At 55.5% G+C, this 24,885-nt stretch carries 25 protein-coding genes and 1 tRNA gene; 20 read left to right on the top strand and 6 right to left on the bottom strand.

Features of this window, described 5'->3' with window-relative positions:
• The first annotated feature begins 3 nt into the window (after positions 1-3).
• From ubiI to GNG29_RS18795, 5 genes are all read left to right on the top strand, one after another.
• Positions 4-1,206, top strand: coding sequence for an FAD-dependent 2-octaprenylphenol hydroxylase (ubiI, locus tag GNG29_RS18815; protein WP_103176884.1), 1,203 nt, complete (start codon positions 4-6; stop codon positions 1,204-1,206).
• 428 nt (positions 1,207-1,634) lie between these two features.
• Positions 1,635-2,729 (top strand): glycine cleavage system aminomethyltransferase GcvT, encoded by a 1,095-nt coding sequence (gcvT, locus tag GNG29_RS18810; RefSeq protein WP_156655196.1) that lies wholly within the window; start codon positions 1,635-1,637, stop codon positions 2,727-2,729.
• Positions 2,730-2,752: 23 nt separating this feature from the next.
• On the top strand, positions 2,753-3,142 hold the full coding sequence (gene gcvH, locus GNG29_RS18805; RefSeq protein ID WP_039029826.1) for a glycine cleavage system protein GcvH: 390 nt from the start codon (positions 2,753-2,755) through the stop codon (positions 3,140-3,142).
• Positions 3,143-3,316: 174 nt separating this feature from the next.
• Positions 3,317-6,190 carry an aminomethyl-transferring glycine dehydrogenase gene (gcvP, locus tag GNG29_RS18800; RefSeq protein ID WP_103176881.1) on the top strand — a complete coding sequence of 958 codons (2,874 nt, stop codon included), beginning with the start codon at positions 3,317-3,319 and terminating at the stop codon, positions 6,188-6,190.
• Between the two features lie 69 nt (positions 6,191-6,259).
• Positions 6,260-7,003 (top strand): SDR family oxidoreductase, encoded by a 744-nt coding sequence (locus GNG29_RS18795; protein WP_103176880.1) that lies wholly within the window; start codon positions 6,260-6,262, stop codon positions 7,001-7,003.
• 86 nt (positions 7,004-7,089) lie between these two features.
• On the opposite strand, the gene bglA is transcribed toward GNG29_RS18795, so the two are convergent.
• Positions 7,090-8,523 (bottom strand): 6-phospho-beta-glucosidase BglA, encoded by a 1,434-nt coding sequence (bglA, locus tag GNG29_RS18790; protein WP_156655195.1) that lies wholly within the window; start codon positions 8,521-8,523, stop codon positions 7,090-7,092.
• A 114-nt stretch (positions 8,524-8,637) separates the two neighbouring features.
• Positions 8,638-9,369, bottom strand: coding sequence for a MurR/RpiR family transcriptional regulator (locus GNG29_RS18785; RefSeq protein ID WP_103176879.1), 732 nt, complete (start codon positions 9,367-9,369; stop codon positions 8,638-8,640).
• Between the two features lie 52 nt (positions 9,370-9,421).
• On the opposite strand from GNG29_RS18785, the gene yqfB reads away from it, so the two are divergent.
• Entirely contained in the window at positions 9,422-9,733 is a 312-nt protein-coding gene (gene yqfB, locus GNG29_RS18780) for a N(4)-acetylcytidine aminohydrolase (protein WP_103176878.1), read from the top strand.
• A gap of 165 nt (positions 9,734-9,898) precedes the next feature.
• Positions 9,899-10,558, top strand: a complete 660-nt coding sequence (trhA, locus tag GNG29_RS18775; RefSeq protein ID WP_103176877.1) for a PAQR family membrane homeostasis protein TrhA — start codon at positions 9,899-9,901, stop codon at positions 10,556-10,558.
• Between the two features lie 85 nt (positions 10,559-10,643).
• Here the strand turns inward: trhA and ygfZ are convergent, their stop codons facing one another.
• Entirely contained in the window at positions 10,644-11,624 is a 981-nt protein-coding gene (ygfZ, locus tag GNG29_RS18770; RefSeq protein ID WP_156655194.1) for a tRNA-modifying protein YgfZ, read from the bottom strand.
• A gap of 303 nt (positions 11,625-11,927) precedes the next feature.
• On the opposite strand from ygfZ, the gene sdhE reads away from it, so the two are divergent.
• Together sdhE and GNG29_RS18760 are read left to right on the top strand one after the other, a co-directional pair.
• Entirely contained in the window at positions 11,928-12,194 is a 267-nt protein-coding gene (sdhE, locus tag GNG29_RS18765; protein ID WP_103176875.1) for an FAD assembly factor SdhE, read from the top strand.
• Complete coding sequence (locus tag GNG29_RS18760; RefSeq protein ID WP_103176874.1) at positions 12,175-12,588, top strand: protein YgfX; 414 nt, start codon at positions 12,175-12,177, stop codon at positions 12,586-12,588. Before sdhE ends, GNG29_RS18760 begins: the two co-directional genes overlap by 20 nt.
• 4 nt (positions 12,589-12,592) lie before the next feature.
• Here the strand turns inward: GNG29_RS18760 and fldB are convergent, their stop codons facing one another.
• A complete protein-coding gene (gene fldB, locus GNG29_RS18755) occupies positions 12,593-13,114 on the bottom strand; it encodes a flavodoxin FldB (RefSeq protein WP_103176873.1) in 522 nt (173 codons plus the stop codon).
• A 70-nt stretch (positions 13,115-13,184) separates the two neighbouring features.
• On the opposite strand from fldB, the gene xerD reads away from it, so the two are divergent.
• From xerD to ompA, 9 genes are all read left to right on the top strand, one after another.
• Positions 13,185-14,111, top strand: a complete 927-nt coding sequence (gene xerD, locus GNG29_RS18750) for a site-specific tyrosine recombinase XerD (protein ID WP_409201128.1) — start codon at positions 13,185-13,187, stop codon at positions 14,109-14,111.
• Between the two features lie 21 nt (positions 14,112-14,132).
• Entirely contained in the window at positions 14,133-14,846 is a 714-nt protein-coding gene (gene dsbC / locus GNG29_RS18745; RefSeq protein ID WP_156655193.1) for a bifunctional protein-disulfide isomerase/oxidoreductase DsbC, read from the top strand.
• Between the two features lie 5 nt (positions 14,847-14,851).
• Positions 14,852-16,585 carry a single-stranded-DNA-specific exonuclease RecJ gene (recJ, locus tag GNG29_RS18740; RefSeq protein WP_103176870.1) on the top strand — a complete coding sequence of 578 codons (1,734 nt, stop codon included), beginning with the start codon at positions 14,852-14,854 and terminating at the stop codon, positions 16,583-16,585.
• Positions 16,586-16,675: 90 nt separating this feature from the next.
• Positions 16,676-17,774, top strand: a protein-coding gene (prfB, locus tag GNG29_RS18735; protein ID WP_103176869.1) for a peptide chain release factor 2 whose coding sequence is annotated in 2 segments (ribosomal slippage) — positions 16,676-16,750 and positions 16,752-17,774 — 1,098 coding nt in all. Because the reading frame shifts where the segments join, the coding sequence is not laid out codon by codon here.
• A 9-nt stretch (positions 17,775-17,783) separates the two neighbouring features.
• On the top strand, positions 17,784-19,301 hold the full coding sequence (lysS, locus tag GNG29_RS18730; protein ID WP_103176868.1) for a lysine--tRNA ligase: 1,518 nt from the start codon (positions 17,784-17,786) through the stop codon (positions 19,299-19,301).
• Between the two features lie 224 nt (positions 19,302-19,525).
• Complete coding sequence (gene actS / locus GNG29_RS18725; RefSeq protein WP_103176867.1) at positions 19,526-20,263, top strand: amidase activator ActS; 738 nt, start codon at positions 19,526-19,528, stop codon at positions 20,261-20,263.
• Positions 20,264-20,343: 80 nt separating this feature from the next.
• Positions 20,344-20,417 (top strand) — tRNA-Gly (locus GNG29_RS18720).
• 180 nt (positions 20,418-20,597) lie between these two features.
• Positions 20,598-21,227, top strand: coding sequence for a helix-turn-helix domain-containing protein (locus GNG29_RS18715; protein WP_103176866.1), 630 nt, complete (start codon positions 20,598-20,600; stop codon positions 21,225-21,227).
• 115 nt (positions 21,228-21,342) lie between these two features.
• Positions 21,343-22,386 (top strand): porin OmpA, encoded by a 1,044-nt coding sequence (gene ompA, locus GNG29_RS18710; protein ID WP_156655192.1) that lies wholly within the window; start codon positions 21,343-21,345, stop codon positions 22,384-22,386.
• A 54-nt stretch (positions 22,387-22,440) separates the two neighbouring features.
• Here ompA and GNG29_RS18705 read toward each other — a convergent pair whose 3' ends face one another.
• Positions 22,441-22,803, bottom strand: coding sequence for a hypothetical protein (locus GNG29_RS18705; protein ID WP_231736557.1), 363 nt, complete (start codon positions 22,801-22,803; stop codon positions 22,441-22,443).
• 185 nt (positions 22,804-22,988) lie between these two features.
• Between GNG29_RS18705 and yjdI the strand changes: the two genes are divergently transcribed.
• Together yjdI and GNG29_RS18695 are read left to right on the top strand one after the other, a co-directional pair.
• Positions 22,989-23,219 carry a 4Fe-4S mono-cluster protein YjdI gene (gene yjdI / locus GNG29_RS18700; protein WP_040074154.1) on the top strand — a complete coding sequence of 77 codons (231 nt, stop codon included), beginning with the start codon at positions 22,989-22,991 and terminating at the stop codon, positions 23,217-23,219.
• A 10-nt stretch (positions 23,220-23,229) separates the two neighbouring features.
• Positions 23,230-23,502, top strand: a complete 273-nt coding sequence (locus GNG29_RS18695; protein ID WP_103176863.1) for a GNAT family N-acetyltransferase — start codon at positions 23,230-23,232, stop codon at positions 23,500-23,502.
• 37 nt (positions 23,503-23,539) lie between these two features.
• On the opposite strand, the gene GNG29_RS18690 is transcribed toward GNG29_RS18695, so the two are convergent.
• Positions 23,540-24,769 carry an amino acid permease gene (locus tag GNG29_RS18690; protein ID WP_156655190.1) on the bottom strand — a complete coding sequence of 410 codons (1,230 nt, stop codon included), beginning with the start codon at positions 24,767-24,769 and terminating at the stop codon, positions 23,540-23,542.
• Between the last annotated feature and the right edge of the window lie 116 nt (positions 24,770-24,885).

Below are 24,885 nucleotides of genomic sequence, written 5' to 3'. Positions count from 1 at the left end.
AAAGTGCAGAATGTTGATGTCGCCATTGTCGGTGGCGGAATGGTAGGACTGGCGCTGGCCTGCGGTCTGCAGGGGAGCGGTCTGCGCGTGGCGGTGCTGGAACAGAAACAGCCGCAGCCTGTCGCTCCCGATGCGCCGCCTGAGCTACGCGTTTCGGCGATCAACGCCGCCAGTGAAAAGCTGCTGACCCGCGTTGGCGTCTGGTCAGAGATTATCGCCCAGCGCGCCAGCTGCTATCACGGCATGGAAGTGTGGGATAAAGACAGCTTCGGGCATATCGCCTTTGATGATGAGAGCATGGGCTACAGCCATCTCGGCCATATCATCGAAAACGCGGTGATCCATCATGCCTTGTGGCAGAAAGCGCAGCAGTGCAGCGACGTTACGCTGATTGCCCCGGCACAACTGCAGCAGGTGGCCTGGGGTGAAAACGATGCCTTTATTACCCTGCAAAGCGGCGACATGCTGACTGCGCGTCTGGTGGTCGGGGCCGATGGTGCCAACTCCTGGTTGCGCAACAAAGCCGACATTCCCCTGACGTACTGGGACTACCGCCATCATGCCCTGGTCGCCACTATTCGCACCGCGGAACCGCACCAGGCGGTGGCCCGGCAGATCTTCCATAACGACGGCATTCTGGCCTTTTTGCCGCTCAGCGATCCGCATCTCTGCTCCATCGTCTGGTCGCTTTCCCCTGAGAAGGCGCAGCAGATGCAGGAGGCATCAGCCGAAGCGTTTAATCAGGCCCTGTGCGTGGCCTTTGATAACCGGCTGGGGCTCTGCACTGTCGAAAGCGAGCGTCAGGTATTCCCGTTAACCGGTCGCTATGCGCGCCAGTTCGCGGCGCATCGCCTGGCGCTGGTGGGCGACGCGGCGCACACCATTCATCCGCTGGCCGGGCAGGGGGTAAACCTGGGCTTTATGGATGCCGCCGAGCTGGTGAATGAACTGCGCCGCCTCCATCGTGAGGGCAAAGATATTGGTCAGCATATTTACCTGCGCCGGTACGAGCGTAGCCGTAAGCACAGCGCGGCAATGATGCTGGCGGGGATGCAGGGCTTCCGCGAACTCTTTGCCGGTGCCAATCCGGCGAAAAAACTGCTGCGCGATCTCGGTCTGAAACTGGCTGACACCCTCCCGGGCGTTAAACCACAACTTCTGCGTCAGGCGATGGGACTTAACGACCTGCCGGACTGGCTACGCTAATTTAGAACTCCATCACACTTTATTCTCCCGGCCTGCAGGCCGGGGGATCTCCCTCGTTTGAAATAATCTAATTTCACCGCCTTTTTCGCATTAGATTAACTAATCTGGCTATTTTTATGTTACGGAAATTTCGCGCATTTTTCCGCAGTAAATATCAGCCTGTGCTAAATCCCATCTTATCGACTTTGCTTTTGTGCGGAACGATTCGCATTTTTATAGTGAATAACTCTGTACGCTTTGCTGGCTTTTTTGACTATAAGCTAATGTGATGACCCATTTTGCCTTATGGTTAACCACCGTTTTCGGTGGTAAGTTCTGAGGAAAGAGAACGTTTGCGTCGGTGTCCGGGAGCGATGCCGATGCCGGGTTTCGTGGTGAATTTTTCGCCATGAAACGCAAGACAGCCCAGCTCATTCAACGAGGATAAGATGGCTCAACAGACGCCTTTGTATGAACAACACACCTTATGCGGTGCACGCATGGTCGATTTCCATGGCTGGATGATGCCGCTGCATTATGGTTCGCAGATTGATGAGCATCATACGGTGCGCACCGATGCCGGTATGTTCGACGTCTCTCACATGACCATTGTCGATCTGCACGGCAGCCGCACCCGGGAGTTTTTACGCTATCTGCTGGCAAACGACGTCGCCAAACTGAAGACGCCGGGTAAAGCGCTCTATAGCGGCATGCTGAATGCCTCCGGCGGCGTTATTGACGACCTGATTGTCTATTACCTCTCTGAAGATTTCTTCCGCCTCGTTGTAAACTCCGCCACCCGCGAAAAAGACCTCTCCTGGATCACCCAACACGCTGAACCTTACGGCATCGACATCACCGTGCGTGACGACCTGTCGCTGATTGCGGTGCAGGGGCCAAATGCCCAGGCGAAAGCCGCCTCCCTGTTTAACGAAGAACAGCGTAAAGCCACCGAAGGCATGAAGCCGTTCTTTGGCGTGCAGGCGGGCGATCTCTTTGTGGCGACCACCGGCTACACCGGTGAAGCGGGCTATGAAATTGCCATGCCGAACGAAAAAGCGGCCGATTTCTGGCGTGCGCTGGTAGAAGCGGGCGTTAAGCCGGCGGGTCTGGGCGCGCGCGATACGCTGCGTCTGGAAGCCGGTATGAATTTATATGGCCAGGAGATGGACGAAGGGGTCTCTCCGCTGGCGGCCAACATGGGCTGGACCATAGCCTGGGAACCGGCCGATCGCGACTTTATCGGTCGTGAAGTGCTGGAACAGCAGCGTGAGAAGGGCACCGAACAGCTGGTTGGGCTGGTGATGACCGAGAAAGGCGTCCTGCGCGGTGAACTGCCGGTACGTTTCACCGATGCCAATGGCAACCACTGCGAAGGCATTATCACCAGCGGCACCTTCTCCCCGACGCTGGGTTACAGTATTGCGCTGGCGCGTGTGCCGGCGGGCATTGGCGAGACGGCCGTGGTGCAGATCCGCAACCGCGAAATGCCGGTCCGCGTGACCAAACCGATTTTTGTTCGCGCCGGTAAACCGGTCGCCTAATTATTTTTATCAGGAGAAATTCAATGAGCAATGTGCCAGCAGAACTGAAATACAGCAAAGAACATGAGTGGCTGCGCAAAGAAGCCGACGGCACCTATACCGTTGGGATCACCGAACATGCTCAGGAGCTGTTAGGTGACATGGTCTTTGTGGATCTGCCGGAAGTGGGCGCGACCGTGACCGCGGGCGACGACTGTGCGGTGGCGGAATCGGTAAAAGCAGCTTCAGACATCTATGCCCCGGTCGGCGGCGAAATCGTGGCGGTTAACGACGCCCTGAGCGACTCCCCGGAGCTGGTCAACAGCGAGCCTTACGGCGAAGGCTGGATCTTCAAAATTAAAGCCAGCGATGAAGCGGAAGTTGCCGCCCTGCTGGATGCCACCGCGTACGAAGCTCTACTCGAAGACGAATAAATACGCGTCATCCTTCACGTTGCAGGCGCGTTGGCTTCCTCGCTCACCCCGGTCACTTACCTGAGTAAGCTCCCGGGGATTCGCTGCGTCGCCGCCTTCCTGCAACGCGAATGATTTAGCGTATTCAGTTAAATTCCAAATACGATTCACTGCACGTTTCAGGAACCATCGCTCATGACACAGACTTTAAGCCAGCTTGAAAACCGTGGCGCCTTCATCGAACGTCACATTGGGCCGGATGCTCAGCAACAGCAGGAGATGCTGAAGACGGTTGGCGCGGATTCGCTCAACGCCTTGATCGGCCAGATTGTGCCAAAGGATATTCAGCTCGACACGCCGCCGCAGGTGGGGGAATCGACCACTGAATATGCCGCCCTGGCGGAACTGAAGGGCATTGCCAGCCTGAACAAGCGCTTTAAGTCTTACATTGGCATGGGTTACACCAACGTGCAGTTACCGCCGGTGATCCTGCGTAACATGCTGGAAAACCCGGGCTGGTACACCGCGTACACCCCTTATCAGCCGGAAGTCTCTCAGGGCCGTCTGGAAGCGCTGCTCAACTTCCAGCAGGTGACGCTGGATCTGACCGGTCTGGATATCGCCTCCGCCTCGCTGCTGGATGAAGCCACTGCCGCCGCAGAAGCGATGGCGATGGCAAAACGCGTCAGCAAACTGAAGGGCGCAAACCGCTTCTTCGTCGCAGCCGACGTGCATCCGCAAACCCTCGACGTGGTACGTACCCGTGCTGAGACCTTTGGCTTTGAAGTGATCGTTGATGATGCCGATAAAGTGCTGGATCACCAGGATGTGTTCGGCGTGCTGTTGCAGCAGGTTGGCACCACCGGTGAAGTGCACGATTACGCCAAACTGATTGCCGAGCTGAAAGGGCGTAAAATTGTCGTCAGCGTGGCGGCCGATTTTATGGCGCTGGTGCTGTTAACCGCCCCGGGTAAACAGGGCGCAGACATCGTCTTCGGCTCCGCGCAGCGCTTCGGCGTACCGATGGGCTACGGCGGTCCACACGCGGCCTTCTTCGCCGCCAAAGATGAATTCAAACGCTCCATGCCAGGCCGTATTATTGGCGTATCGAAAGATGCCGCCGGCAATACCGCCCTGCGAATGGCGATGCAGACTCGCGAGCAGCATATCCGCCGTGAGAAAGCGAACTCCAACATCTGTACCTCTCAGGTACTGCTGGCCAACATCGCCAGCCTTTATGCGGTCTTCCATGGCCCGGTCGGCCTGAAGCGTATCGCCAGCCGCATTCATCGCCTGGCCGATATTCTCGCCTGTGGCCTGCAGCAGAAAGGTCAAAAACTGCGTCACGCCCACTTCTTCGACACCCTGTGCGTTGACGTGGCCGACAAAGCCGCCGTGCTGGCACGCGCTGAGGCGGCAGAAATTAACCTGCGCAGTGATATCCTGAATGCGGTCAGCATCACCCTGGATGAGACCACCACCCGTGACGATCTGCAGGTGCTCTTCAACGTCCTGCTGGGTGAAGACCACGGTCTGGATGTGGACACGCTCGATAAAGAGGTGGCGCACGACAGTTGCTCCATTCAGGCGAGCATGCTGCGCGATGACGCGATCCTGACGCATCCGGTCTTTAACCGCTATCACAGCGAAACCGAGATGATGCGCTATATGCACTCTCTGGAGCGCAAAGATCTGGCCCTGAATCAGGCGATGATCCCGCTGGGCTCCTGCACCATGAAGCTGAACGCCGCCGCCGAGATGATCCCAATCACCTGGCCGGAATTCGCTGAACTGCACCCATTCTGCCCGGCCGATCAGGCGGAAGGGTATCACCAGATGATCAACCAGCTCTCCGACTGGCTGGTGAAACTGACCGGCTACGACGCACTCTGCATGCAGCCAAACTCCGGCGCCCAGGGTGAATACGCAGGTCTGCTGGCGATCCGCCATTATCACGAGAGCCGTAACGAAGGGCATCGCGATATCTGCCTGATCCCAAGCTCCGCCCACGGCACCAACCCGGCATCGGCCCAGATGGCAGGGATGGAAGTGGTGGTAGTGGCCTGCGATAAAAACGGCAACATCGACCTGGCCGATCTGCGTGCGAAAGCGGAACAGACCGGCGATAAGCTCTCCTGCATCATGGTCACCTATCCGTCCACTCACGGCGTGTATGAAGAGACCATCCGCGAAGTGTGCGAAATTGTGCACCAGTATGGCGGCCAGGTTTACCTCGATGGCGCCAACATGAACGCCCAGGTGGGGATCACCACGCCAGGCTTTATCGGCGCGGACGTGTCGCACCTGAACCTGCACAAAACCTTCTGCATTCCGCACGGCGGCGGCGGCCCGGGCATGGGCCCGATCGGTGTGAAAGCGCACCTGGCGCCGTTTGTTCCGGGCCACAGCGTGGTGCAGATCGAAGGCATGCTCACCCGTCAGGGCGCGGTCTCTGCGGCACCGTTCGGCAGCGCCTCTATTCTGCCAATCAGCTGGATGTATATCCGCATGATGGGCGCAGAAGGGCTGAAGCAGGCCAGCCAGGTGGCGATCCTGAATGCCAACTACATCGCGACGCGTCTGAAAGATGCCTATCCGGTGCTCTACACCGGCCGTGATGGTCGCGTGGCGCACGAGTGCATCCTCGATATTCGTCCTCTGAAAGAAGAGACCGGTATCAGCGAGCTGGATATCGCCAAGCGTCTGATCGACTACGGCTTCCACGCCCCGACCATGTCGTTCCCGGTTGCGGGTACGCTGATGGTTGAACCAACCGAGTCCGAAAGCAAAGTTGAGCTGGACCGCTTTATCGATGCGATGCTGGCGATCCGCAGCGAAATCGACCGCGTGAAGGCCGGGGAGTGGACCCTGGAAGATAACCCGCTGGTTAACGCGCCGCATACTCAGAACGAACTGGTAGCGGAGTGGAACCACGGTTACACCCGCGAACTGGCGGTCTTCCCGGCAGGCGTAGCCAACAAGTACTGGCCGACCGTGAAGCGTCTTGATGACGTTTACGGCGACCGTAACCTGTTCTGCTCCTGTGTGCCGATGAGCGAATACCAGTAATCTTTCTGTCATACTGTAGGCCGGGTAAGCGTCAGCGCCACCCGGCTTTTTTTTATCCGGAGGTTGTAGATGGCAATCGCATTAGTCACCGGCGCCAGCCGTGGGATTGGCAAAGCGACGGCGCTTGAGCTGGCGCGTGTGGGTTATAACGTGGCGGTGAATTATCACCACAACATCAGCGCCGCCACCGACGTGATCAATCAGATTACAGAAGAGGGCGGCAGAGCCTTTGCCCTGCGCGCGGATATCAGCGACGAAGCGCAGGTTATGGCGATGTTCGACAGCCTCGATCGCGAAGGGGAGCCCCTCGCCGCGCTGGTCAACAACGCCGGGATTCTCTTCGAGCAGAGCACCATTGAGAACCTCTCCGCCGAGCGGATTAACCGCGTGCTGGCCACCAACGTGACCGGGTATTTCCTCTGCTGCCGCGAAGCGGTGAAACGCATGTCGCTGAAACATGGCGGTAAAGGCGGGGCGATCGTGAATGTCTCTTCAGCAGCCTCACGACTCGGCGCGCCGGGGGAGTATGTGGATTACGCGGCATCGAAAGGGGCGGTGGACTCCCTGACGACCGGGCTATCGCTGGAAGTGGCGGCCCAGGGCATCCGGGTGAACTGCGTGCGTCCGGGGCTGATTTACACCGACATTCATGCCTCCGGCGGTGAACCGGGGCGGGTGGATCGGGTGAAGTCGATGCTGCCGATGCAGCGCGGCGGCCAGCCGGAAGAGGTGGCGCAGGCGATTGTCTGGCTGCTGAGCGAGAAGGCCTCGTACGTGACGGGCAGTTTTATTGAGTTAGCGGGCGGGAAGTAAGGCCCCTCACCCTAACCCTCTCCCCATAGGGGAGAGGGGATCGATCGCAGGCCGGTGCAAGCGCAGCGCCGCCCGGCAATGCCGGATTAAAGCGTCTCGCCGTTGCTGGCGATCACTTTTTTGTACCACTCAAAGCTCTTCTTACGCGAACGGGACATGTCGCCGGTGCCGTCGTCGTGCTTGTTCACATAGATAAAGCCGTAACGTTTGCTGTACTGGCCGGTAGTGAACGACACGCAGTCGATGCAGCCCCACGGGGTGTACCCCATCAGATCCACACCATCGTAAGTGACCGCTTTCATCATCTCTTCCACGTGCGCGCGCAGATAGTCGATGCGGTAGTCATCATTGATGCTGCCGTCCTCTTCTACTTTGTCGTACGCGCCAAAGCCGTTTTCCACGATAAACAGCGGTTTCTGATAGCGCTCATAGAGTTCGCACAGGGAGTAACGCAGGCCCACCGGGTCAATCTGCCAGCCCCAGTCGGACGCTTTCACGTGCGGGTTCGGCACGCTGCCTTCAAAGCCGGAGATCGCATCGCCGGTGCCGCCTTCCGCTTTCACCGCGTTGGTCATGTAATAGCTGAAGCCCAGATAATCACAGGTGCCTTCGCGCAGGATCTGCTCGTCGCCCGCTTCCATCTTGATGGTGAAACCGCGGCGCTCCCACTCATTCAGCACGTAGGACGGGTAGTAACCCCGCAACTGCACGTCGGTAAAGACATAGCGTTCACGCATCGATTCCTGAGCAAACATCACATCTTCTGGTTTGCAGGAGTAAGGATAGAGCGCGACCATTGCCAGCATGCAGCCGACTTTCATCTCCGGGTTGATGCGACGGGCCGCTTTCACCGCCAGGGCGCTGGCCACGAACTGGTGATGCAGCACCTGGTACATGGTCTCTTCCGGATTCTGATGCTCGGTATAGACCACCCCGGAGCAGCAGTAGCCGAACAGCGGCGCGCGCCAGTTACGCTGATTGTTGATTTCGTTGAAGGTCATCCAGTATTTGACCTTGCTCTTGTAGCGCTCAAAGACCACTTCGGCGAAGTTGACGAAGAAATCGACCACCTTACGGTTGGTCCAGCCGCCGTACTCCTGCACCAGGTGCAGCGGCATTTCGAAGTGGGAGAGGGTGATGACCGGCTCGATGTTGTATTTCAGCAGCTCATCGAACATGTCGTCGTAGAACTTCAGCCCCTCTTCGTTGGGCTGAGTTTCGTCACCTTTCGGGAAAATACGGGTCCAGGCGATGGAGGTGCGGAAGCATTTGAAACCCATCTCGGCAAACAGCTTGATATCTTCTTTATAGTGACCGTGGAAGTCGATGGCCTCGTGGTTAGGGTAGTATTTGCCGTCAACTACCTCCTGGGTGATTTCACGCGGTACGCCGTGCGCGCCGCCGGTCAGCACGTCACAAATGCTCGGGCCTTTGCCGCCTTTGTTCCAGCCGCCTTCAACCTGATGCGCCGCAACCGCGCCGCCCCATAAAAAGTCTTTTGGTAAGGTGAGTTTTTTCATCTTTGCTAATCTCATTTATTGCTATTGTTTTTGAGTCTAACAAAGGGGAATAAAATGTCACGATATAACAATTCGTGAGAGTTGTAATATGTTACACCGAAAAAACAGGGTGTTTTATTCCGTTAATTTCTTCGCCAGTTTACGCCCCAGCGATTCAAGAATATAAATAACCGGAATCTGCGTGGTAATATCGTAGACGCCTGCGATACGCGTTTGCGGAACATGCCATGAGAGGTTAAAGTCCGCCAGTTTCGCCAGCCGCGAATGTTCGTGGCTGGTAATGGAGAGTACCTTGCAGTGATGCAGGCTGAACTGGCTGGCGAAGCGCAGGATCTCTTCGGTTTCGCCCGAGACCGAGAGCACAATCGCCAGCGCATTTTTTGCCATATCGTTAGTGACCGGGAAATAAGGGTCGTCGATATGGTTGCTGAATTTTCCAATATTGGAAAAGAACCGTGCGCCATATTTTGCCAGCGAACCTGAAGTTCCCGCGCCGACAAATATAATACGTTCCGAGGATAATATAATATCCACGGCGTTATTTAATAGCGCGTCAAATTCGTCGTTGTTTACGCTTTTGAAAAAACTGATAATCTCACTGGCGCCAAAATTAGCCTGCTGCGGTTCGTTTTGCTCAAGGTATAATTTAAACCGCACGCGGAATTCCGAATAGCCATCGCAGTTCAGCTTGCGGCAAAAGCGCAGCACGGTGGTGGTGGACACCCCCGCCGCATCCGCCAGTTCACGAATGGTCATGTACATCACCCGATCGCGGTTTTTAATGACGGTGTTGTAGACCATCATCTCCAGGTTGTTGAGGCTGGCAATGGCGGAATGGGAGAACATGCTCACTGGGGCTAAACTCACTCATCAGACTTCATCTTCAGGGAATAATAACATGCAGCCAAACGACATCACTTTTTTTCAGCGCTTTCAGGATGACATTCTGGCCGGACGTAAGACCATTACTCTCCGCGATGAAAGCGAATCACATTTCAAAGCGGGCGATGTGCTGCGGGTGGGGCGTTATGAGGATGACGGCTACTTTTGCACCATTAAGGTTACAGGCACGTCGACGGTCACGCTCGATACGCTGAGTGAAAAACATGCTCAACAGGAGAACATGTCCCTGGACGAACTGAAGCGGGTAATTACAGACATTTACCCGGACCAGCATCAGTTTTATGTTATTGAATTTAAATGCCTTTAAGTTTTTATGTGAACAGCCGTTAGCTGAAATAATCCCTCAACCTTATGATTGTAATAAATAAATTTTAAACTGATATTTATTTTAGCGAACAGGTGTTCACTGGAATCATTCTCAGTTAGCATAGACAGCGAGACATTATTCACTTTTGTTTTCCCGGAGTTATCTATGGTTAGCAAACCATTAACCACACAGGGATATTCGCTGGCTGAGGAGATAGCCAACAGCATTAGCCACGGTATTGGCCTGGTGTTTGGCATCGTTGGGCTGGTGTTGCTGCTGGTTCAGGCCGTCGACACTAACGCCAGCACGCTGGCGATCACCAGCTACAGCCTCTACGGCGGGAGTATGATCCTGCTGTTTTTGGCCTCCACCTTGTACCACGCCATTCCCCATCAGCGGGCCAAGATCTGGCTGAAGAAATTTGACCACTGCGCGATCTATCTGCTGATTGCCGGAACCTATACGCCGTTTTTGCTGGTCGGGCTGGATTCACCCCTGGCGCGTGGGTTGATGATTGTTATCTGGAGCCTGGCGCTACTGGGGATCCTGTTTAAGCTCACCATCGCGCACCGCTTTAAGGTGCTGTCGCTGGTGACCTATCTGACCATGGGCTGGCTGTCGCTGATTGTGATCTATCAGTTGGCGGTAAAACTGGCGGCGGGCGGTGTGACACTGCTGGCGGTGGGCGGAATTGTCTATTCGCTGGGGGTCATTTTTTACGTCTGCAAGCGCATCCCCTATAACCACGCTATCTGGCACGGGTTTGTACTGGGCGGCAGCGTGTGCCATTTCCTGGCGATTTATCTGTACGTCGGGCAGGTCTAATAAAAATTGCCGGGTGGCGGCTTCGCCTTACCCGGCCTACGGGTTTTGTAGGCCCGGTAAGCGCAGCGCCACCGGGCAACAGCTATCACTCTTCCAGCGAATAGGGCAGCGGCTCAATGCTTAACGTATTCACATCCTCACGGACGCGGAAGACGCTGTCTGGCTCCATATCATTATTCATCACGGCCTGAACCAGCAGGCGGCCATCGTCAAGCTGAACGGCAGCCAGTACGGTGCCAGTACGGCGCCAGTTATCACCCATTTTCAGCTCCAGATCTTCACCGGCTTCCGGTACGCGGCTGGCTTTACCCGCCAGATACCAGAGCGCGCGTTTGTTGGCGCCGCGGAACTTCGCGCGGGCAACCATCTCCTGACCGGTATAGCAGCCTTTTTTAAAGCTGATACCGCCCAGCGCCTGAAGGTTGGTCGCCTGCGGAATAAACTGCCCGCTGTTGGCGGCATCGATAACCGGAATGCCCGCTTCAATGTCCAGCGACAGCCACTGCTGGCTGTTATTTAACTGCGCTTCGCCACGCAGGGCCTGGGTCACGCGCTCGGCGGTAGCGACATCGGTTACCAGTAAGAAACGCTCTGCCGGATGTTCAAACCACAGCAGCGAGGTAGCCCCGTCGTTGGTGACCTGTTTTTCTGCATCAGGCAGTTCGCTGAACAGGTTTTTCAGCGCGGCGCGCGCCTGGAAGCCCGCCACACCCAGCAGCACCTGCTCGTCATCGGCCGCGATGGTCACTTTAGAGAATACCGCATACTTTTTCAGCTCGGTGAGCTGGGCGTCGCGCAGGCTACGACGTTCGATCAGGGCAAAACCATCCTGACGACGGAAGAGGCGCAGGTTGCTCCACATCTTGCCTTTCGGATCGCAGTGCGCCGCCAGCAGATGCTGGTGTTCGGTCAGCTGACTGACATCCGCGGTCACCTGGCCCTGCAGGTACTTTTCGCTGTCCACGCCGACGAGGGTTGCCAGCGCCCAGTCATCAAGGGTCATAAGCGTCAGCGGCAGACGCGCAGAGGCGACAGGCTGGCGCGGAGAAAAGGGTGTAAATGCCATATTGATGTCCTGAATTGCTTAACGCTTTGATAATGCCTAATGGTAAAAGAGACTGTAGCCATTGCAAGCGGTTTCAACAGGCTATTCGTGCCCTTAGCCTAATCTACGTAACGCTACGCAAAACAGCTGAACACGCTTATTTATTGTGGTTTTTTGTGGAAGCCTGCTCCTGGAACACAATATTCCAGTAATGAAACAGCAAAAAACACGTTACACTAAGAGCCGTTTCTTCCCGGTTGAGCACGTTTCTCTGCCGATACGAACGGAACACTGCCTGAACTCAACGTTATGCAGGAATCAGACATGGACATTAATAACAAAGCCCGCATTCACTGGGCATGCCGTCGCGGCATGCGCGAACTCGATATCTCCATCATGCCGTTCTTCGAATACGAATATGACAGCCTGAGCGATGAGGATAAGCATCTCTTCGTTCGCCTGCTGGAGAACGACGATCCCGATTTATTTAACTGGTTGATGAATCACGGCAAACCCGCCGACGCCGAGCTGCAACGGATGGTGCTTTTAATTCAGACACGGAATCAGGAACGTGGTCCTGTGGCAATCTGATCTACGCGTCTCATGGCGCGCCCAGTGGATGTCGCTTCTGCTCCACGGCCTGGTCGCGGCTGTTATTCTTCTGATGCCGTGGCCGCTGAGCTACACCCCATTATGGCTGATGCTGCTGTCGCTGGTGGTGTTTGATAGCGTACGCAGTCAGCGGCGCATTAACGCCCGTCAGGGTGAAATCAAACTGTTTATGGATTCCCGTCTGCACTGGCAGGAGAGCGAGTGGGAAATTGTCGGCACGCCGTGGATGCTGAACTCCGGCATGATGCTCCGCTTACGCAAAGGCGCGGGTCAACGCTGCCATCATTTATGGCTTGCGGCAGACAGTATGGATGAAGCGGAGTGGCGGGATCTACGTCGGATGATGTCGCACCAGCCGACGCAGGGGCGGTAGTGGTTTAGCTGAACTGCTCCGCCATTTCGCCAAGGATTTGCTCGCACCAGCTCTGCAGGCGCTCTTCACTGAGGTCGTACTGGTTGGTTTCATCCAGGGCCAGCCCGACAAACAGCTCTCCGTCGGCGATAATCGGTTTCTTGCTGGTAAACTCATAGCCTTCTGTCGGCCAGTAACCGATGAACGTGACCCCTTTCGGTGCCAGCTTGTCATGCAGCATCCCCAGCGCGTCGAGGAACCACTCGCCGTAGCCCAGCTGATCGCCCATGCCGTAAAGCGCGATAATTTTGCCTTCAAGCGCCAGGGAGTCGAGCTGATCCCAGATGGCTTCCCAGTCTTCCTGCAGTTCACCGAAATCCCAGGTCGGGATGCCGAGGATCAGCACGTCGTACTGCTCCATCATCGATGGGGCATCATCTTTGAGATTGTGCAGGGTGACCAGTTCCGGGCCGATAATGTCGCGAATTTTCTCTGCGGCCATCTCGGTGTAGCAGGTGCTGGAACCATAAAACAGACCAATATTCATCGCTAAAATGTCTCAATACTTGCTATGACTTTGCGAGTAGTGTACCAGAAACAAGACCCATTCAGGCATAATGCCCCATTGCAGAACGAAAGAGGCGGACGTGGAAAAGGATCTCTCACTCATCGAACAGTTTCTCGATGCGCTCTGGCTGGAGAAGAATCTTGCCGAGAACACCCTCAGCGCCTACCGACGCGATCTGGCGATGCTGGTGGCATGGTTACACCATCATGATCTCTCTCTGGCCACGGCCCAAAGCGACAATTTGCAGGCGCTGCTTGCCGAGCGGATGGAAGGGGGATATAAAGCCACCAGTTCCGCGCGGCTGCTGAGCGCCATGCGGCGTCTGTTTCAGCACCTTTATCGCGAGAAGATACGCCCTGATGATCCCAGTGCGGCACTGGCGTCGCCAAAACTGCCCCAGCGTTTGCCAAAAGATCTCAGCGAAGCGCAAGTTGAGAGATTATTACAGTCGCCAGTGGTTGACCAACCGCTGGAGTTACGCGATAAAGCGATGCTCGAAGTGCTTTACGCCACAGGATTACGCGTGTCTGAACTGGTCGGGCTGACGATGAGCGATATCAGTCTGCGCCAGGGCGTGGTACGGGTGATCGGTAAAGGCAATAAAGAGCGTCTGGTGCCGCTGGGTGAAGAGGCGGTTTACTGGCTGGAGAACTATCTTCAGCATGGCCGCCCCTGGTTGCTGAACGGTGTCTCCATTGACGTGCTGTTTCCCAGCCAGCGCGCGCAGCAAATGACACGTCAAACCTTCTGGCATCGCATCAAACATTACGCCACACTGGCGGGTATCGACAGTGAAAAACTTTCGCCGCACGTTCTGCGTCACGCGTTTGCGACCCATCTTCTGAATCACGGTGCCGATCTGCGCGTGGTCCAGATGCTGCTTGGGCACAGTGACCTGTCAACGACGCAAATCTACACGCATGTCGCGACGGAACGCCTGCGGCAGCTACACCAACAGCATCACCCACGTGCGTGATGACTTGTAACAGGAACCAATATGAAAAAGTCTTTAGTGCTGTTCTCTCTGCTGGCAGCGTCATTATCCGGTCTGGCGCATGCTGACGATGCGGCCATCAAACAGTCTCTGGCGAAGCTTGGTGTCACCAGTAGCGAAATTCAGCCTGCGCCCGTTGCGGGCATGAAAACGGTACTGACCAACAGCGGCGTGCTGTATGTGACCGAAGACGGTAAGCACTTTATCCAGGGACCGCTGTACGACGTGAGCGGCGCGCAGCCGGTTAACGTTACCAACCAGATGCTGATGAAAAACCTGAACGCGCTGGAAAAAGAGATGATCGTCTACAAAGCGGCGCAGGAAAAACATGTCATTACCGTCTTTACCGACATCACCTGCGGCTACTGCCACAAGCTGCATGAAGAGATGAAAGATTACAACGCGCTGGGGATCACCGTGCGTTATCTCGCCTTCCCGCGTGCGGGCGTGCAGAGCCAGCCTGAGCAGGACATGAAGGCCATCTGGTGTGCGAAAGATCGCAACAAAGCCTTTGATGATGCCATGAGCGGTAAAGGCGTTAAGCCTGCCTCCTGTGATATCGACATTGCCAATCACTACGCGCTGGGCGTGCAGTTTGGTGTGACCGGTACGCCTGCGATCGTGCTGAGCAACGGCTATGTTGTGCCGGGCTACCAGGGGCCGAAAGAGATGAAAGCCTTCCTTGATGAGCATCAGAAACAGTTTGGCGGTAAATAATTCGCGTGAAATCTTCGACACAACTTCGTCGTCGTGAAGTGGACGAGAGCGCCGCGTTACCCGCGACGCTCCCTCCGCTGTTGCGTCGGCTCTATGCCAGCCGTGGCGTGCGAAATGCAGATGACCTTGAACGCAGCGTAAAGGGTATGCTCTCCTGGCAGCAGCTTAGCGGCGTCGAACGCGCCACCGAGCTGCTGTACAACGCCCTGCGGGAAGGAACGCGCATCATTGTGGTAGGGGATTTTGACGCCGATGGCGCCACCAGTACCGCGCTGAGCGTGCTCAGCCTGCGGGCGATGGGGTGCGACAACGTCTCATATCTGGTGCCGAACCGCTTTGAGGATGGCTATGGCCTGAGTCCGGAAGTGGTGGATCAGGCTCACGCCCGCGGCGCGCAGATGATCCTGACGGTGGACAACGGGATCTCCTCCCACTCCGGAGTTGAGCGCGCCCATGAATTTGGCATCCCGGTGCTGGTCACCGATCACCATCTGCCTGGGGATACCTTACCGGCGGCAGAAGCGATCGTTAACCCCAACCTGCGCGACTGCGACTTCCCGTCGAAATCGCTGGCGGGGGTGGGGGTGGCTTTCTATCTGATGCTGGCGCTGCGTACACGGCTGCGTGATGAAGGGTGGTTTGACGCTAAAGGTATTGCGCCGCCTAATCTGGCGGAATTCCTCGATCTGGTGGCGCTGGGCACCGTAGCGGACGTGGTGCCGCTGGATGCCAATAACCGTATTCTGACCTGGCAGGGTTTGAACCGCATTCGGGCGGGAAAATGCCGTCCGGGTATCAAGGCGCTGCTGGAGATCTCCAACCGGGACCCGCTGCGGCTGGCGGCCAGCGATCTCGGCTTTGCCCTTGGCCCGCGTCTGAACGCTGCCGGACGTCTGGACGATATGTCGGTGGGCGTAGCGCTGCTGCTGTGCGATAACATCGGCGAGGCGCGCGTGCTGGCCAACGAGCTGGATGCGCTGAACCAGACCCGCAAAGAGATCGAGCAGGGGATGCAGGCCGAAGCCCTGATCCTCTGCGAAAAGCTGGAGCGCAGCGGCGACTCGCTGCCCGGCGGGCTGGCGATGTATCACCCCGAGTGGCATCAGGGGGTGGTGGGCATCCTCGCCTCGCGCATTAAAGAGCGTTTTCACCGCCCGGTGATCGCCTTTGCCCCTGCCGGAGACGGCACCCTGAAAGGATCCGGCCGCTCGATTCAGGGGCTGCATATGCGCGACGCGCTGGAGCGCCTGCATACGCTGCATCCGGGGCTGATGATTAAATTTGGCGGCCACGCCATGGCGGCGGGACTGTCGCTGGAAGAGGCGAAATTTGACCAGTTCCAGCGCCTGTTCAGCGAGCTGGTCACCGACTGGCTGGATCCGGCTCTGCTCCAGGGCGAAGTGGTCACCGATGGCCCGCTGGCGCCGGCGGATATGACCATGGAGGTGGCGCAGATGCTGCGCGACGCCGGTCCGTGGGGGCAGATGTTCCCGGAGCCGCTGTTTGACGGGCGTTTTCGCCTGCTGCAACAGCGTCTGGTGGGGGAACGGCATCTGAAGGTGATGGTGGAACCGGTTGGCGGCGGTCCGCTGCTGGACGGTATCGCCTTTAACGTGGACACCACAATCTGGCCTGATAACGGCGTACGCGAAGTCGAACTGGCCTATAAACTGGATATTAACGAGTTTCGCGGCAACCGCAGCCTGCAAATCATCATCGACCATATCTGGCCACTTTAGCATCACTATTCCGCTATAAAAAAGGGCGTGAATCCGGTACAATTCCGCCCTTACACCGCATTTTTACTCGTCCATAAAAGAAAACAGACCATGTTTGAAATTAATCCGGTAAAAAACCGCATTCAGGACCTCACCGAGCGCTCCGACGTTCTTAGGGGGTATCTTTGACTACGATGCCAAGAAAGAGCGTCTTGAAGAAGTAAACGCCGAGCTGGAACAGCCAGACGTCTGGAACGAACCTGAACGCGCACAGGCGCTGGGTAAAGAGCGTTCCTCTCTCGAAGCTATCGTAGATACGCTGGATCAAATGGCGCAGGGTCTGGATGATGTTTCCGGACTGCTGGAGCTGGCCGTTGAGGCCGACGACGAAGAGACCTTCAACGAAGCTGTCGCAGAGCTCGACGGGCTGGAAGAGAAGCTGGCACAGCTGGAATTCCGTCGTATGTTCTCCGGCGAGTACGACAGCGCCGACTGCTACCTTGATATCCAGGCCGGTTCCGGCGGTACAGAAGCCCAGGACTGGGCCAGCATGCTGACCCGCATGTATCTGCGTTGGGCTGAAGCCCGCGGCTTCAAGACTGAGATTATCGAAGAGTCTGAAGGCGAAGTGGCAGGCCTGAAATCTGTCACCATCAAGATCATTGGCGATTATGCCTACGGCTGGCTGCGTACTGAAACCGGCGTACACCGTCTGGTGCGTAAGAGCCCGTTCGACTCCGGCGGTCGCCGCCATACCTCGTTCAGCTCCGCGTTTGTCTATCCGGAAGTGGACGAAGATATCGACATCGAAATCAACCCGGCAGATCTGCGTATCGACGTCTACCGCGCATCCGGTGCGGGTGGTCAGCACGTTAACCGTACGGAATCTGCGGTGCGTATTACCCACATCCCTACCGGGCTGGTGACACAGTGCCAGAACGACCGTTCCCAGCATAAAAACAAAGACCAGGCCATGAAGCAGATGAAAGCGAAGCTTTATGAGCTGGAGATGCAAAAGAAAAATGCTGAGAAACAGGCGATGGAAGATAACAAGTCTGATATCGGCTGGGGCAGCCAGATCCGTTCTTACGTCCTTGATGACTCCCGCATCAAAGACCTGCGTACCGGTGTCGAAACCCGTAACACGCAGGCGGTGCTGGATGGCAGCCTGGACCAATTTATCGAAGCAAGTTTGAAAGCAGGGTTATGAGGAACCAACATGTCTGAACAACAAGCACAGGGCGCTGACGCGGTAGCCGATCTTAATAATGAACTGAAAACCCGCCGCGAGAAGCTGGCTGCGCTGCGCGAGCAGGGCGTGCCGTTCCCGAACGATTTTCGCCGCGATCGTACCTCAGACCAACTGCATGCTGACTTCGACGCTAAAGAGAACGAAGAGCTGGAAGCGCTGAACATCGAAGTGGCCGTTGCTGGCCGCATGATGACCCGTCGTATCATGGGTAAAGCCTCCTTTATTACGCTGCAGGACGTGGGTGGCCGTATTCAGCTGTACGTCTCCCGTGACGATCTGCCGGAAGGCATCTACAACGAGCAGTTCAAGAAGTGGGACCTGGGCGATATCCTGGGCGCGAAAGGGAAACTGTTCAAAACCAAGACCGGTGAACTCTCTATCCACTGCACCGAGCTGCGTCTGCTGACCAAAGCCCTGCGTCCGCTGCCGGACAAATTCCACGGCCTGCAGGATCAGGAAGCGCGCTACCGTCAGCGCTACCTGGATCTCATCTCTAACGATGAATCCCGCAAGACCTTCAAAATTCGCTCTCAGATCATGGCCGGTATCCGCCAGTTCATGGTGGGCCGCGACTTTATGGAAGTAGAAACCCCGATGATGCAGGTGATCCCGGGCGGCGCGTCTGCGCGTCCATTCATCACCCATCACAACGCCCTGGACCTGGACATGTACCTGCGTATCGCGCCGGAACTGTACCTGAAGCGTCTGGTGGTCGGTGGTTTCGACCGCGTGTTCGAAATCAACCGTAACTTCCGTAACGAAGGCATCTCCGTTCGTCATAACCCTGAGTTCACCATGATGGAACTCTATATGGCCTACGCGGATTACAAAGATCTGATCGAGCTGACCGAATCCCTGTTCCGCACCCTGGCGCAGGACATTCTGGGCACCACTGAAGTGCCGTACGGCGAAGAGGTGTTCGACTTCGGTAAGCCGTTCGCTAAGCTGACAATGCGTGAAGCAATCAAGAAATACCGTCCGGAAACCGAGATGGCCGATCTGGATAACTTCGACTCTGCGAAAGCTATCGCTGAGAGCATCGGTATCAAGGTTGAGAAGAGCTGGGGTCTGGGCCGTATCGTGACCGAGATCTTCGAAGAAGTGGCCGAAGCGCACCTCATTCAGCCAACCTTCATTACCGAATACCCGGCTGAAGTCTCTCCGCTGGCGCGTCGTAACGATGTGAATCCGGAAATCACTGACCGCTTCGAGTTCTTCATCGGTGGCCGCGAAATCGGCAACGGCTTTAGCGAGCTGAACGATGCAGAAGATCAGGCGCAGCGCTTCCAGGATCAGGTTGATGCGAAAGCGGCGGGTGACGACGAAGCGATGTTCTTCGACGAAGATTACGTGACCGCACTGGAACACGGCCTGCCGCCGACGGCTGGTCTGGGTATTGGTATCGACCGTATGGTGATGCTGTTCACCAACAGCCACACCATCCGCGACGTGATCCTCTTCCCGGCGATGCGTCCGGTAAAATAATCCCTGTTGCGAAAAAGCCCCGGCGTATATTGCGTCGGGGCTTTTTTTATTGCCTGGCGTTTGTCGCGAAGCGCAGCGGTGAGCCTCTTGCAGCCCGGGCTTCTTCGCCCTTCACGGCCTGGAGCGTAATCGCTGCTACACTGGTTGTCGCGCAGGGTGCTCTTGGGCATCCGTAATGAGGCTGCTATGATAGCGCGGCCATTCACGTTGACCGAGGAACTGTTTTGTTTGCAGGAAGCCCGACGAAAAACCCCGTTTCTGCTCTGTTTTGCCTGATTCTGGCCCTGTTGCTGGCGGGATGCGCGGGCAGTAAATCATCGGATTCTGGCCCGGTGTATACCGTTAAACGCGGTGATACGCTGTACCGTATATCGCGTGCGACCGGCACCAGCGTGAAGGAGCTGGCGCGCCTGAACAATATTTCTCCGCCTTACACCATCGAAGTGGGGCAAAAGCTGAAGATTAACGGTACCAGCAGCACGGCCAGAAAGTCTTCGTCAAAGAGCCGCGGTAAAACCGCTGCGGTCACCCCATCTTACACCGTACCGAAATCTTCCTGGCCGCCTGTCGGGCAGCGCTGCTGGGTCTGGCCTGCCAGCGGCAAAGTGGTGATCCCGTACTCTACCGCAGAAGGGGGAAACAAAGGCATTGATATCGCCGGCACCCGCGGCGCACCGGTGTATGCCTCCGATGCGGGCAAAGTTGTCTATGTCGGCAATCAGCTGCGGGGTTATGGCAATTTGATCATGATTAAGCACGGTGAGGACTACATCACCGCCTATGCCCATAACGACACAATGCTGGTGAATAACGGGCAAAACGTGAAGGCGGGGCAGAAGATTGCGACTATGGGCAGCACCGGCTCCAATACCGTGGCGCTGCATTTCCAGATCCGCTATCGGGCGACGGCTATCGATCCGATCCGCTATTTACCGGCGCCGGGCGGTAAACCGAAGTGCTAAGTGATTATTTTATCGCCACTTAGCAAGCAGGTCTCTTGTCAGCAGAGGCGTAAGGTCTATAATGCCTTACGCACCTCAAAGCGGGCGTAGTTCAATGGTAGAACGAGAGCTTCCCAAGCTCTATACGAGGGTTCGATTCCCTTCGCCCGCTCCAGCTTTTATCTCTGCAACAGCGCGACACAGCATCCGTCCCCGTCGTGCAAAAATTTAAAAATAAACAACCTAAATTTTACCCGCCGTTTATTCATTGCTATATCTGAAGAGAGAAGTAGAGGCCAACCTGCGCAAATCGCAGAGCTATTCTGGCTGCTATCCAACGTTATCAGGTCATACTATGCATCTTATTTCACCCGTTCGTCCCGAAGGGGCCATGCAGCGTCTGCTTGCGGCGCTTGAGCCGATCGCGGATAAACTCCAGGTCATCCCCCGCAAGCGAATGACCTGGACATACAAAGGACGTCCCCAGCTTTACTTTTTTATCGAGGGAGAGTTATCCATTCTGCGTGCCTCTGATGGGCTGTTGATTGTCACGGTTTACGAAGCGCATCTTTTTGGTATTGCGGAGATGATCCAGCCGACAAAAGGCCATATTCTGCGCACCGAAGCGGAGTCGACACTGTTACGGATTGATGCAGGGCGGGCGGCGGAACTTATTTCCCAACAAGGGTTATGGGAGGAGGTGGCAGCGGTGCTCTCCTACCATACTGCTTATCTGTTTTATCGTGACGCGCTAGTGGTACAACAACGAACCTATTCCGTGATACGTAACCACCTGCTGGAGATGATCACGCTGCCGGAACAGACTCGCATGCGTATATCGATCCTCGATTATATTCAGGACAGAACGCTGCTTTCCCGCAGCAGTGTGTTAAATGTCATTTCCGCCCTGAAGCGAGGGGGATATATCAACTTTAAACGTGGCGGTTATCTTCAGGAGCTAAAGAGTTTGCCAGAGAGTTTTTAACTGAAAATTTAATTTTAAACAGAATGATAATTAACCTGACAGCTTTTTTTCTATATCGTTTGCCTACTGAAATTAATAAAGAAATCTATCTACAGTAAGTGTGAACGGGATTGTTATGAAAAAGACTGTTGTTGCGTTAATTATCGCAAATGCTTTTACCGCTACCGCAGCTTTTGCTGCAGGTGATGCCGGAACCTGGTACAGCGGTGGAAAATTAGGTTGGTCGCACTATTTCGATACCAACACGGGTAGCAAAGCGCTGGATAATAACAGTGGCTCAAACCATTTTGATTTAGACCAGGATAATGTGAGTGGCGGTATTTATACCGGTTACCAGATTAACTCCAGGCTTGCTGTGGAAGGTGGTTACGACTATTTAGGGAATATGCAGTTAAACGGCCATCACGCCGGCGCTGGCGCCAGGATGAAAAGTCAGGGGATCCAGATGTCCCTGAAAGCCAGCTATGCCGTCACGCCGAAATGGGACCTGTATGGCCGGGCCGGGGCAATGGGATACCGGGCTGAATCCGATGTAAGCGGTCATAATCGCTTTGAAACCGGAGTCCGCCCGCTGGCTGCTGTAGGAACCGAGTATGCCTTTAACAAAAACTGGGCGGGCCGCCTTGAGTATCAATGGGTAAGCAACGTTGGCAACGCCAACCAGATTGGAGTAAGCAGTGATGTCAGTTCGGTTACGGCCGGGCTGAGCTACCGTTTTGGTCAGCATGAGGACGCACCTGTTGTCGCCACTCCCGCGGCTACCGTTGAACCGGCCCCGGCGCCACAGCGTTTTAACCTGAAATCCGATGTGATGTTTGACTATGACTCTGCAACCCTTACCAGCGAAGGCCACGCAGCGATTCGCCAGCTCTACAATAGCCCGGGTTTACAGCCTGCCAACGACAAGTCGACAGTGGTTATTGGCTACAGCGATCGTATCGGTACGCCTGACTACAATCTGCAACTCTCTGAACGCCGCGCGCAGGCTGTAGCTGATGAACTGGTTGCGCTGGGCATTCCGGCGCAAAACATCACCACAGCAGGCCGCGGTGCGAGTGAGTCCGTGACAGGAGCGCAATGTAATGGTCAGAGCGGCAACGCGCTGATTGGTTGTCTGTCCCCGGATCGACGGGTGGTGGTAGAGATCAGCAATAAATAAAATTCTGGAACGCTTTAAACCCGGCATTAACCTGCCGGGTTTTTTTATCGAAGATTAGCCGGTAATAACCGGTTTGAGCGCAATATGTATCTGCTGTAACCCCATTTCATTCTTATCTTTAAGGTATTGCTGATTCATCATGGCTAATGCTTCTAATCGGGAAAGAGAAGCGTAGACGGGCTGTACATCGCTATCCATTTCAAATATCTCTTTGGGTTTTACATCCTGTAAATATCGCTTTTTTAGCGTGTCGGTAAGCCTCTCTATATCCTGTTTATTGGAATTGTACAGCGAGGCGATATGGGATGTCTGTGCCGGTGGGGCTTTGCTGCCGGGCAGAACTAATGGAATATGCAATCTGTTGATCTGTTCAACTTTGTCCGGTTCCGGGCTGCTACAGCCGGTGATAAAAACCATACTAAATACCAGTATGAGCGGGGATATCTTTCTCATTATCTGACCTGTATTACTGAAAAACAGCGTTAATTATCCAGCGTGGGTAGCCAGATTGCAGATTAATGTTGTTTATTTTTAAACGAGCAGGTTGAATAGAGATGTCGCGCTATGCTTAATCCCAACCATAATAATTCAGAGGCAATGTCATGGATAATGAACTGCTGGAGGCGGGATACCGGGCCTATACCGGTGAGAAAATTGACGTCTACTTCAATACCGGCATCTGCCAACACGCGGGAAACTGCGTGCGCGGCAGCGCTAAGCTCTTCAATCTGAAACGTAAACCGTGGATCATCCCTGACGAAGTGGATGTCGATACGGTCGTGCGTGTGATCGATACCTGCCCAAGCGGCGCACTTAAATACCGCCACAAATAAGCGAGAAACCATGGATATTCAGGAAGGCCATAACAAGTTTTACGTGAACGATGCCGAAGGTAATCAGGTTGCGGAGATCGTCTTTGTCCCCACCGGCGAGCACCTCAGTATCATTGAGCATACCGATGTCGATCCGAGCCTGAAAGGGCAGGGCGTGGGTAAACAGCTGGTGGCAAGGGTGGTGGAAAAGATGCGTGCCGAAAACCGCAAAATTATCCCCCTCTGCCCGTTTGCGAAACACGAATTTGATAACACCCGCGAGTATGACGATATCCGCGCCTGATTCTGAACCTGCAGCAGCGCGCTGCAGGTTCTCTTTTTTAAGCGATAAACATCACCGACACGCATAACACCCCGATAATCAGCGTCAGCACATTGCCGACGGAGCGGTAGGGCTTCAGCGCCGGAATGAGGAAGGTCGACAGAGTCGGCATGATGAACAAAATCATGGCGATAAGTGGCCCGCTGATGGCATAGATCATCGAGATGGCATTGGGATTAATGCAGCACACCGCAAAGGTGATCAGGGAGACCCCCATCACCGATACCGCCCGATTAAAGGCCCGGCTTTTCTTTACGCCAACCTGGTTTAATCCTGATTTCACCATCGCTGTAGCCCCCTCAATCACCCCGAAATAGGTGCCGAGAAACGACTTCGACATCGCGATGATGGCGACAACAATCCCGGAGATCCCAAGCCACGAAGGGGAGGAGGGCATCATCGAGAGCGCCGAGAGGATGGTGACCCCTTCCTCTTTCGCGGCGACGATGTAAGAGGGTGGGATCGACATCAGACAGCTGAAGACGAAGAAGAGCACGCTCAGGCAGATAACCAGGTAGGCCACCTCCATGATGCGGGTACATTTGCCCATGGCGGCCTCGCCATATTTCTCCCGCCGGTCGACGGCAAAGGTTGAAATAATCGGCGTATGGCTAAAGGCGAACACCATCACCGGAATGGAGATCCACACCTGGTGCAGAGTGTGCTTATCAACGCTCATCTGGCTGGTGAGCAGCGCGGGTTGCCAGCTGTGGGTGAGATAGAGCGACACCAGCAGGAAGTAAGCGATCAGTGGGAAGACCAGAAAACCCATCACCCGGATGGTGGCATGCCGCCCCATCAGGAAGATCAGATTTAACGCCAGCACGACGCCCAGGCTGACCAGCACCCGCACGGGGGTGTCCACCGTCATATGCTTCGCCAGCTGTTCGGTCAGCGAATTAGTGATCGCCACGGCATAGATCTGCACCACCACAAAAAAGGCGATAAAGTAGAGCGTGGTGATCAGGTTGCCGATCTTTTTCCCGTAGTAGTAGGTCACCGCGCCGGTGATCCCTTCGCTACCTTTGGTTTTTGCAGAGAGGATGAACTGGCATAACGCTTTGTGGGGCCAGTAGGTTAATGGATATGCCACAAGGGCGGTGATGAAAAGGACGACAGCGCCCGCAGATCCCAGTTGGATGGGCAGGAACAGGGTTCCTGCGCCCACGGCAGTGCCGTAGAGGGCAAAGCTCCAGAGGGTCTCTTCTTTAGACCAGATTTTCGACATGAGATAAACGTATCAACTATAAAACCAACAAAAAGGAGACTATTTTACCATAATCAACAGTTGGCCTGGCGGTTGGAACGGTTTTAAGCGGGCCGGAAAGCATTTCCGGCCAGGGG

This window comes from Leclercia sp. Colony189 (assembly GCF_009740165.1).
Taxonomy (GTDB): Bacteria; Pseudomonadota; Gammaproteobacteria; order Enterobacterales; family Enterobacteriaceae; genus Enterobacter.
This window is presented reverse-complemented; position numbering and strand designations above follow the sequence as displayed.

Coding starts and splice junctions, on each gene's coding strand:
- gcvH (WP_039029826.1), top strand. CDS start 2,753: ATGAGCAATGTGCCAGCAGAACTGAAATACAGCAAAGAACATGAGTGG.
- fldB (WP_103176873.1), bottom strand. CDS start 13,114: ATGAATATTGGTCTGTTTTATGGTTCCAGCACCTGCTACACCGAGATG.
- sdhE (WP_103176875.1), top strand. CDS start 11,928: ATGGACATTAATAACAAAGCCCGCATTCACTGGGCATGCCGTCGCGGC.
- gcvT (WP_156655196.1), top strand. CDS start 1,635: ATGGCTCAACAGACGCCTTTGTATGAACAACACACCTTATGCGGTGCA.
- bglA (WP_156655195.1), bottom strand. CDS start 8,523: ATGAAAAAACTCACCTTACCAAAAGACTTTTTATGGGGCGGCGCGGTT.
- GNG29_RS18795 (WP_103176880.1), top strand. CDS start 6,260: ATGGCAATCGCATTAGTCACCGGCGCCAGCCGTGGGATTGGCAAAGCG.
- gcvP (WP_103176881.1), top strand. CDS start 3,317: ATGACACAGACTTTAAGCCAGCTTGAAAACCGTGGCGCCTTCATCGAA.
- GNG29_RS18695 (WP_103176863.1), top strand. CDS start 23,230: ATGGATATTCAGGAAGGCCATAACAAGTTTTACGTGAACGATGCCGAA.
- GNG29_RS18785 (WP_103176879.1), bottom strand. CDS start 9,369: ATGTTCTCCCATTCCGCCATTGCCAGCCTCAACAACCTGGAGATGATG.
- GNG29_RS18690 (WP_156655190.1), bottom strand. CDS start 24,769: ATGTCGAAAATCTGGTCTAAAGAAGAGACCCTCTGGAGCTTTGCCCTC.
- xerD (WP_409201128.1), top strand. CDS start 13,185: ATGCCCCATTGCAGAACGAAAGAGGCGGACGTGGAAAAGGATCTCTCA.
- yqfB (WP_103176878.1), top strand. CDS start 9,422: ATGCAGCCAAACGACATCACTTTTTTTCAGCGCTTTCAGGATGACATT.
- lysS (WP_103176868.1), top strand. CDS start 17,784: ATGTCTGAACAACAAGCACAGGGCGCTGACGCGGTAGCCGATCTTAAT.
- ygfZ (WP_156655194.1), bottom strand. CDS start 11,624: ATGGCATTTACACCCTTTTCTCCGCGCCAGCCTGTCGCCTCTGCGCGT.
- yjdI (WP_040074154.1), top strand. CDS start 22,989: ATGGATAATGAACTGCTGGAGGCGGGATACCGGGCCTATACCGGTGAG.
- ompA (WP_156655192.1), top strand. CDS start 21,343: ATGAAAAAGACTGTTGTTGCGTTAATTATCGCAAATGCTTTTACCGCT.
- trhA (WP_103176877.1), top strand. CDS start 9,899: ATGGTTAGCAAACCATTAACCACACAGGGATATTCGCTGGCTGAGGAG.
- dsbC (WP_156655193.1), top strand. CDS start 14,133: ATGAAAAAGTCTTTAGTGCTGTTCTCTCTGCTGGCAGCGTCATTATCC.
- GNG29_RS18705 (WP_231736557.1), bottom strand. CDS start 22,803: ATGGTTTTTATCACCGGCTGTAGCAGCCCGGAACCGGACAAAGTTGAA.
- GNG29_RS18715 (WP_103176866.1), top strand. CDS start 20,598: ATGCATCTTATTTCACCCGTTCGTCCCGAAGGGGCCATGCAGCGTCTG.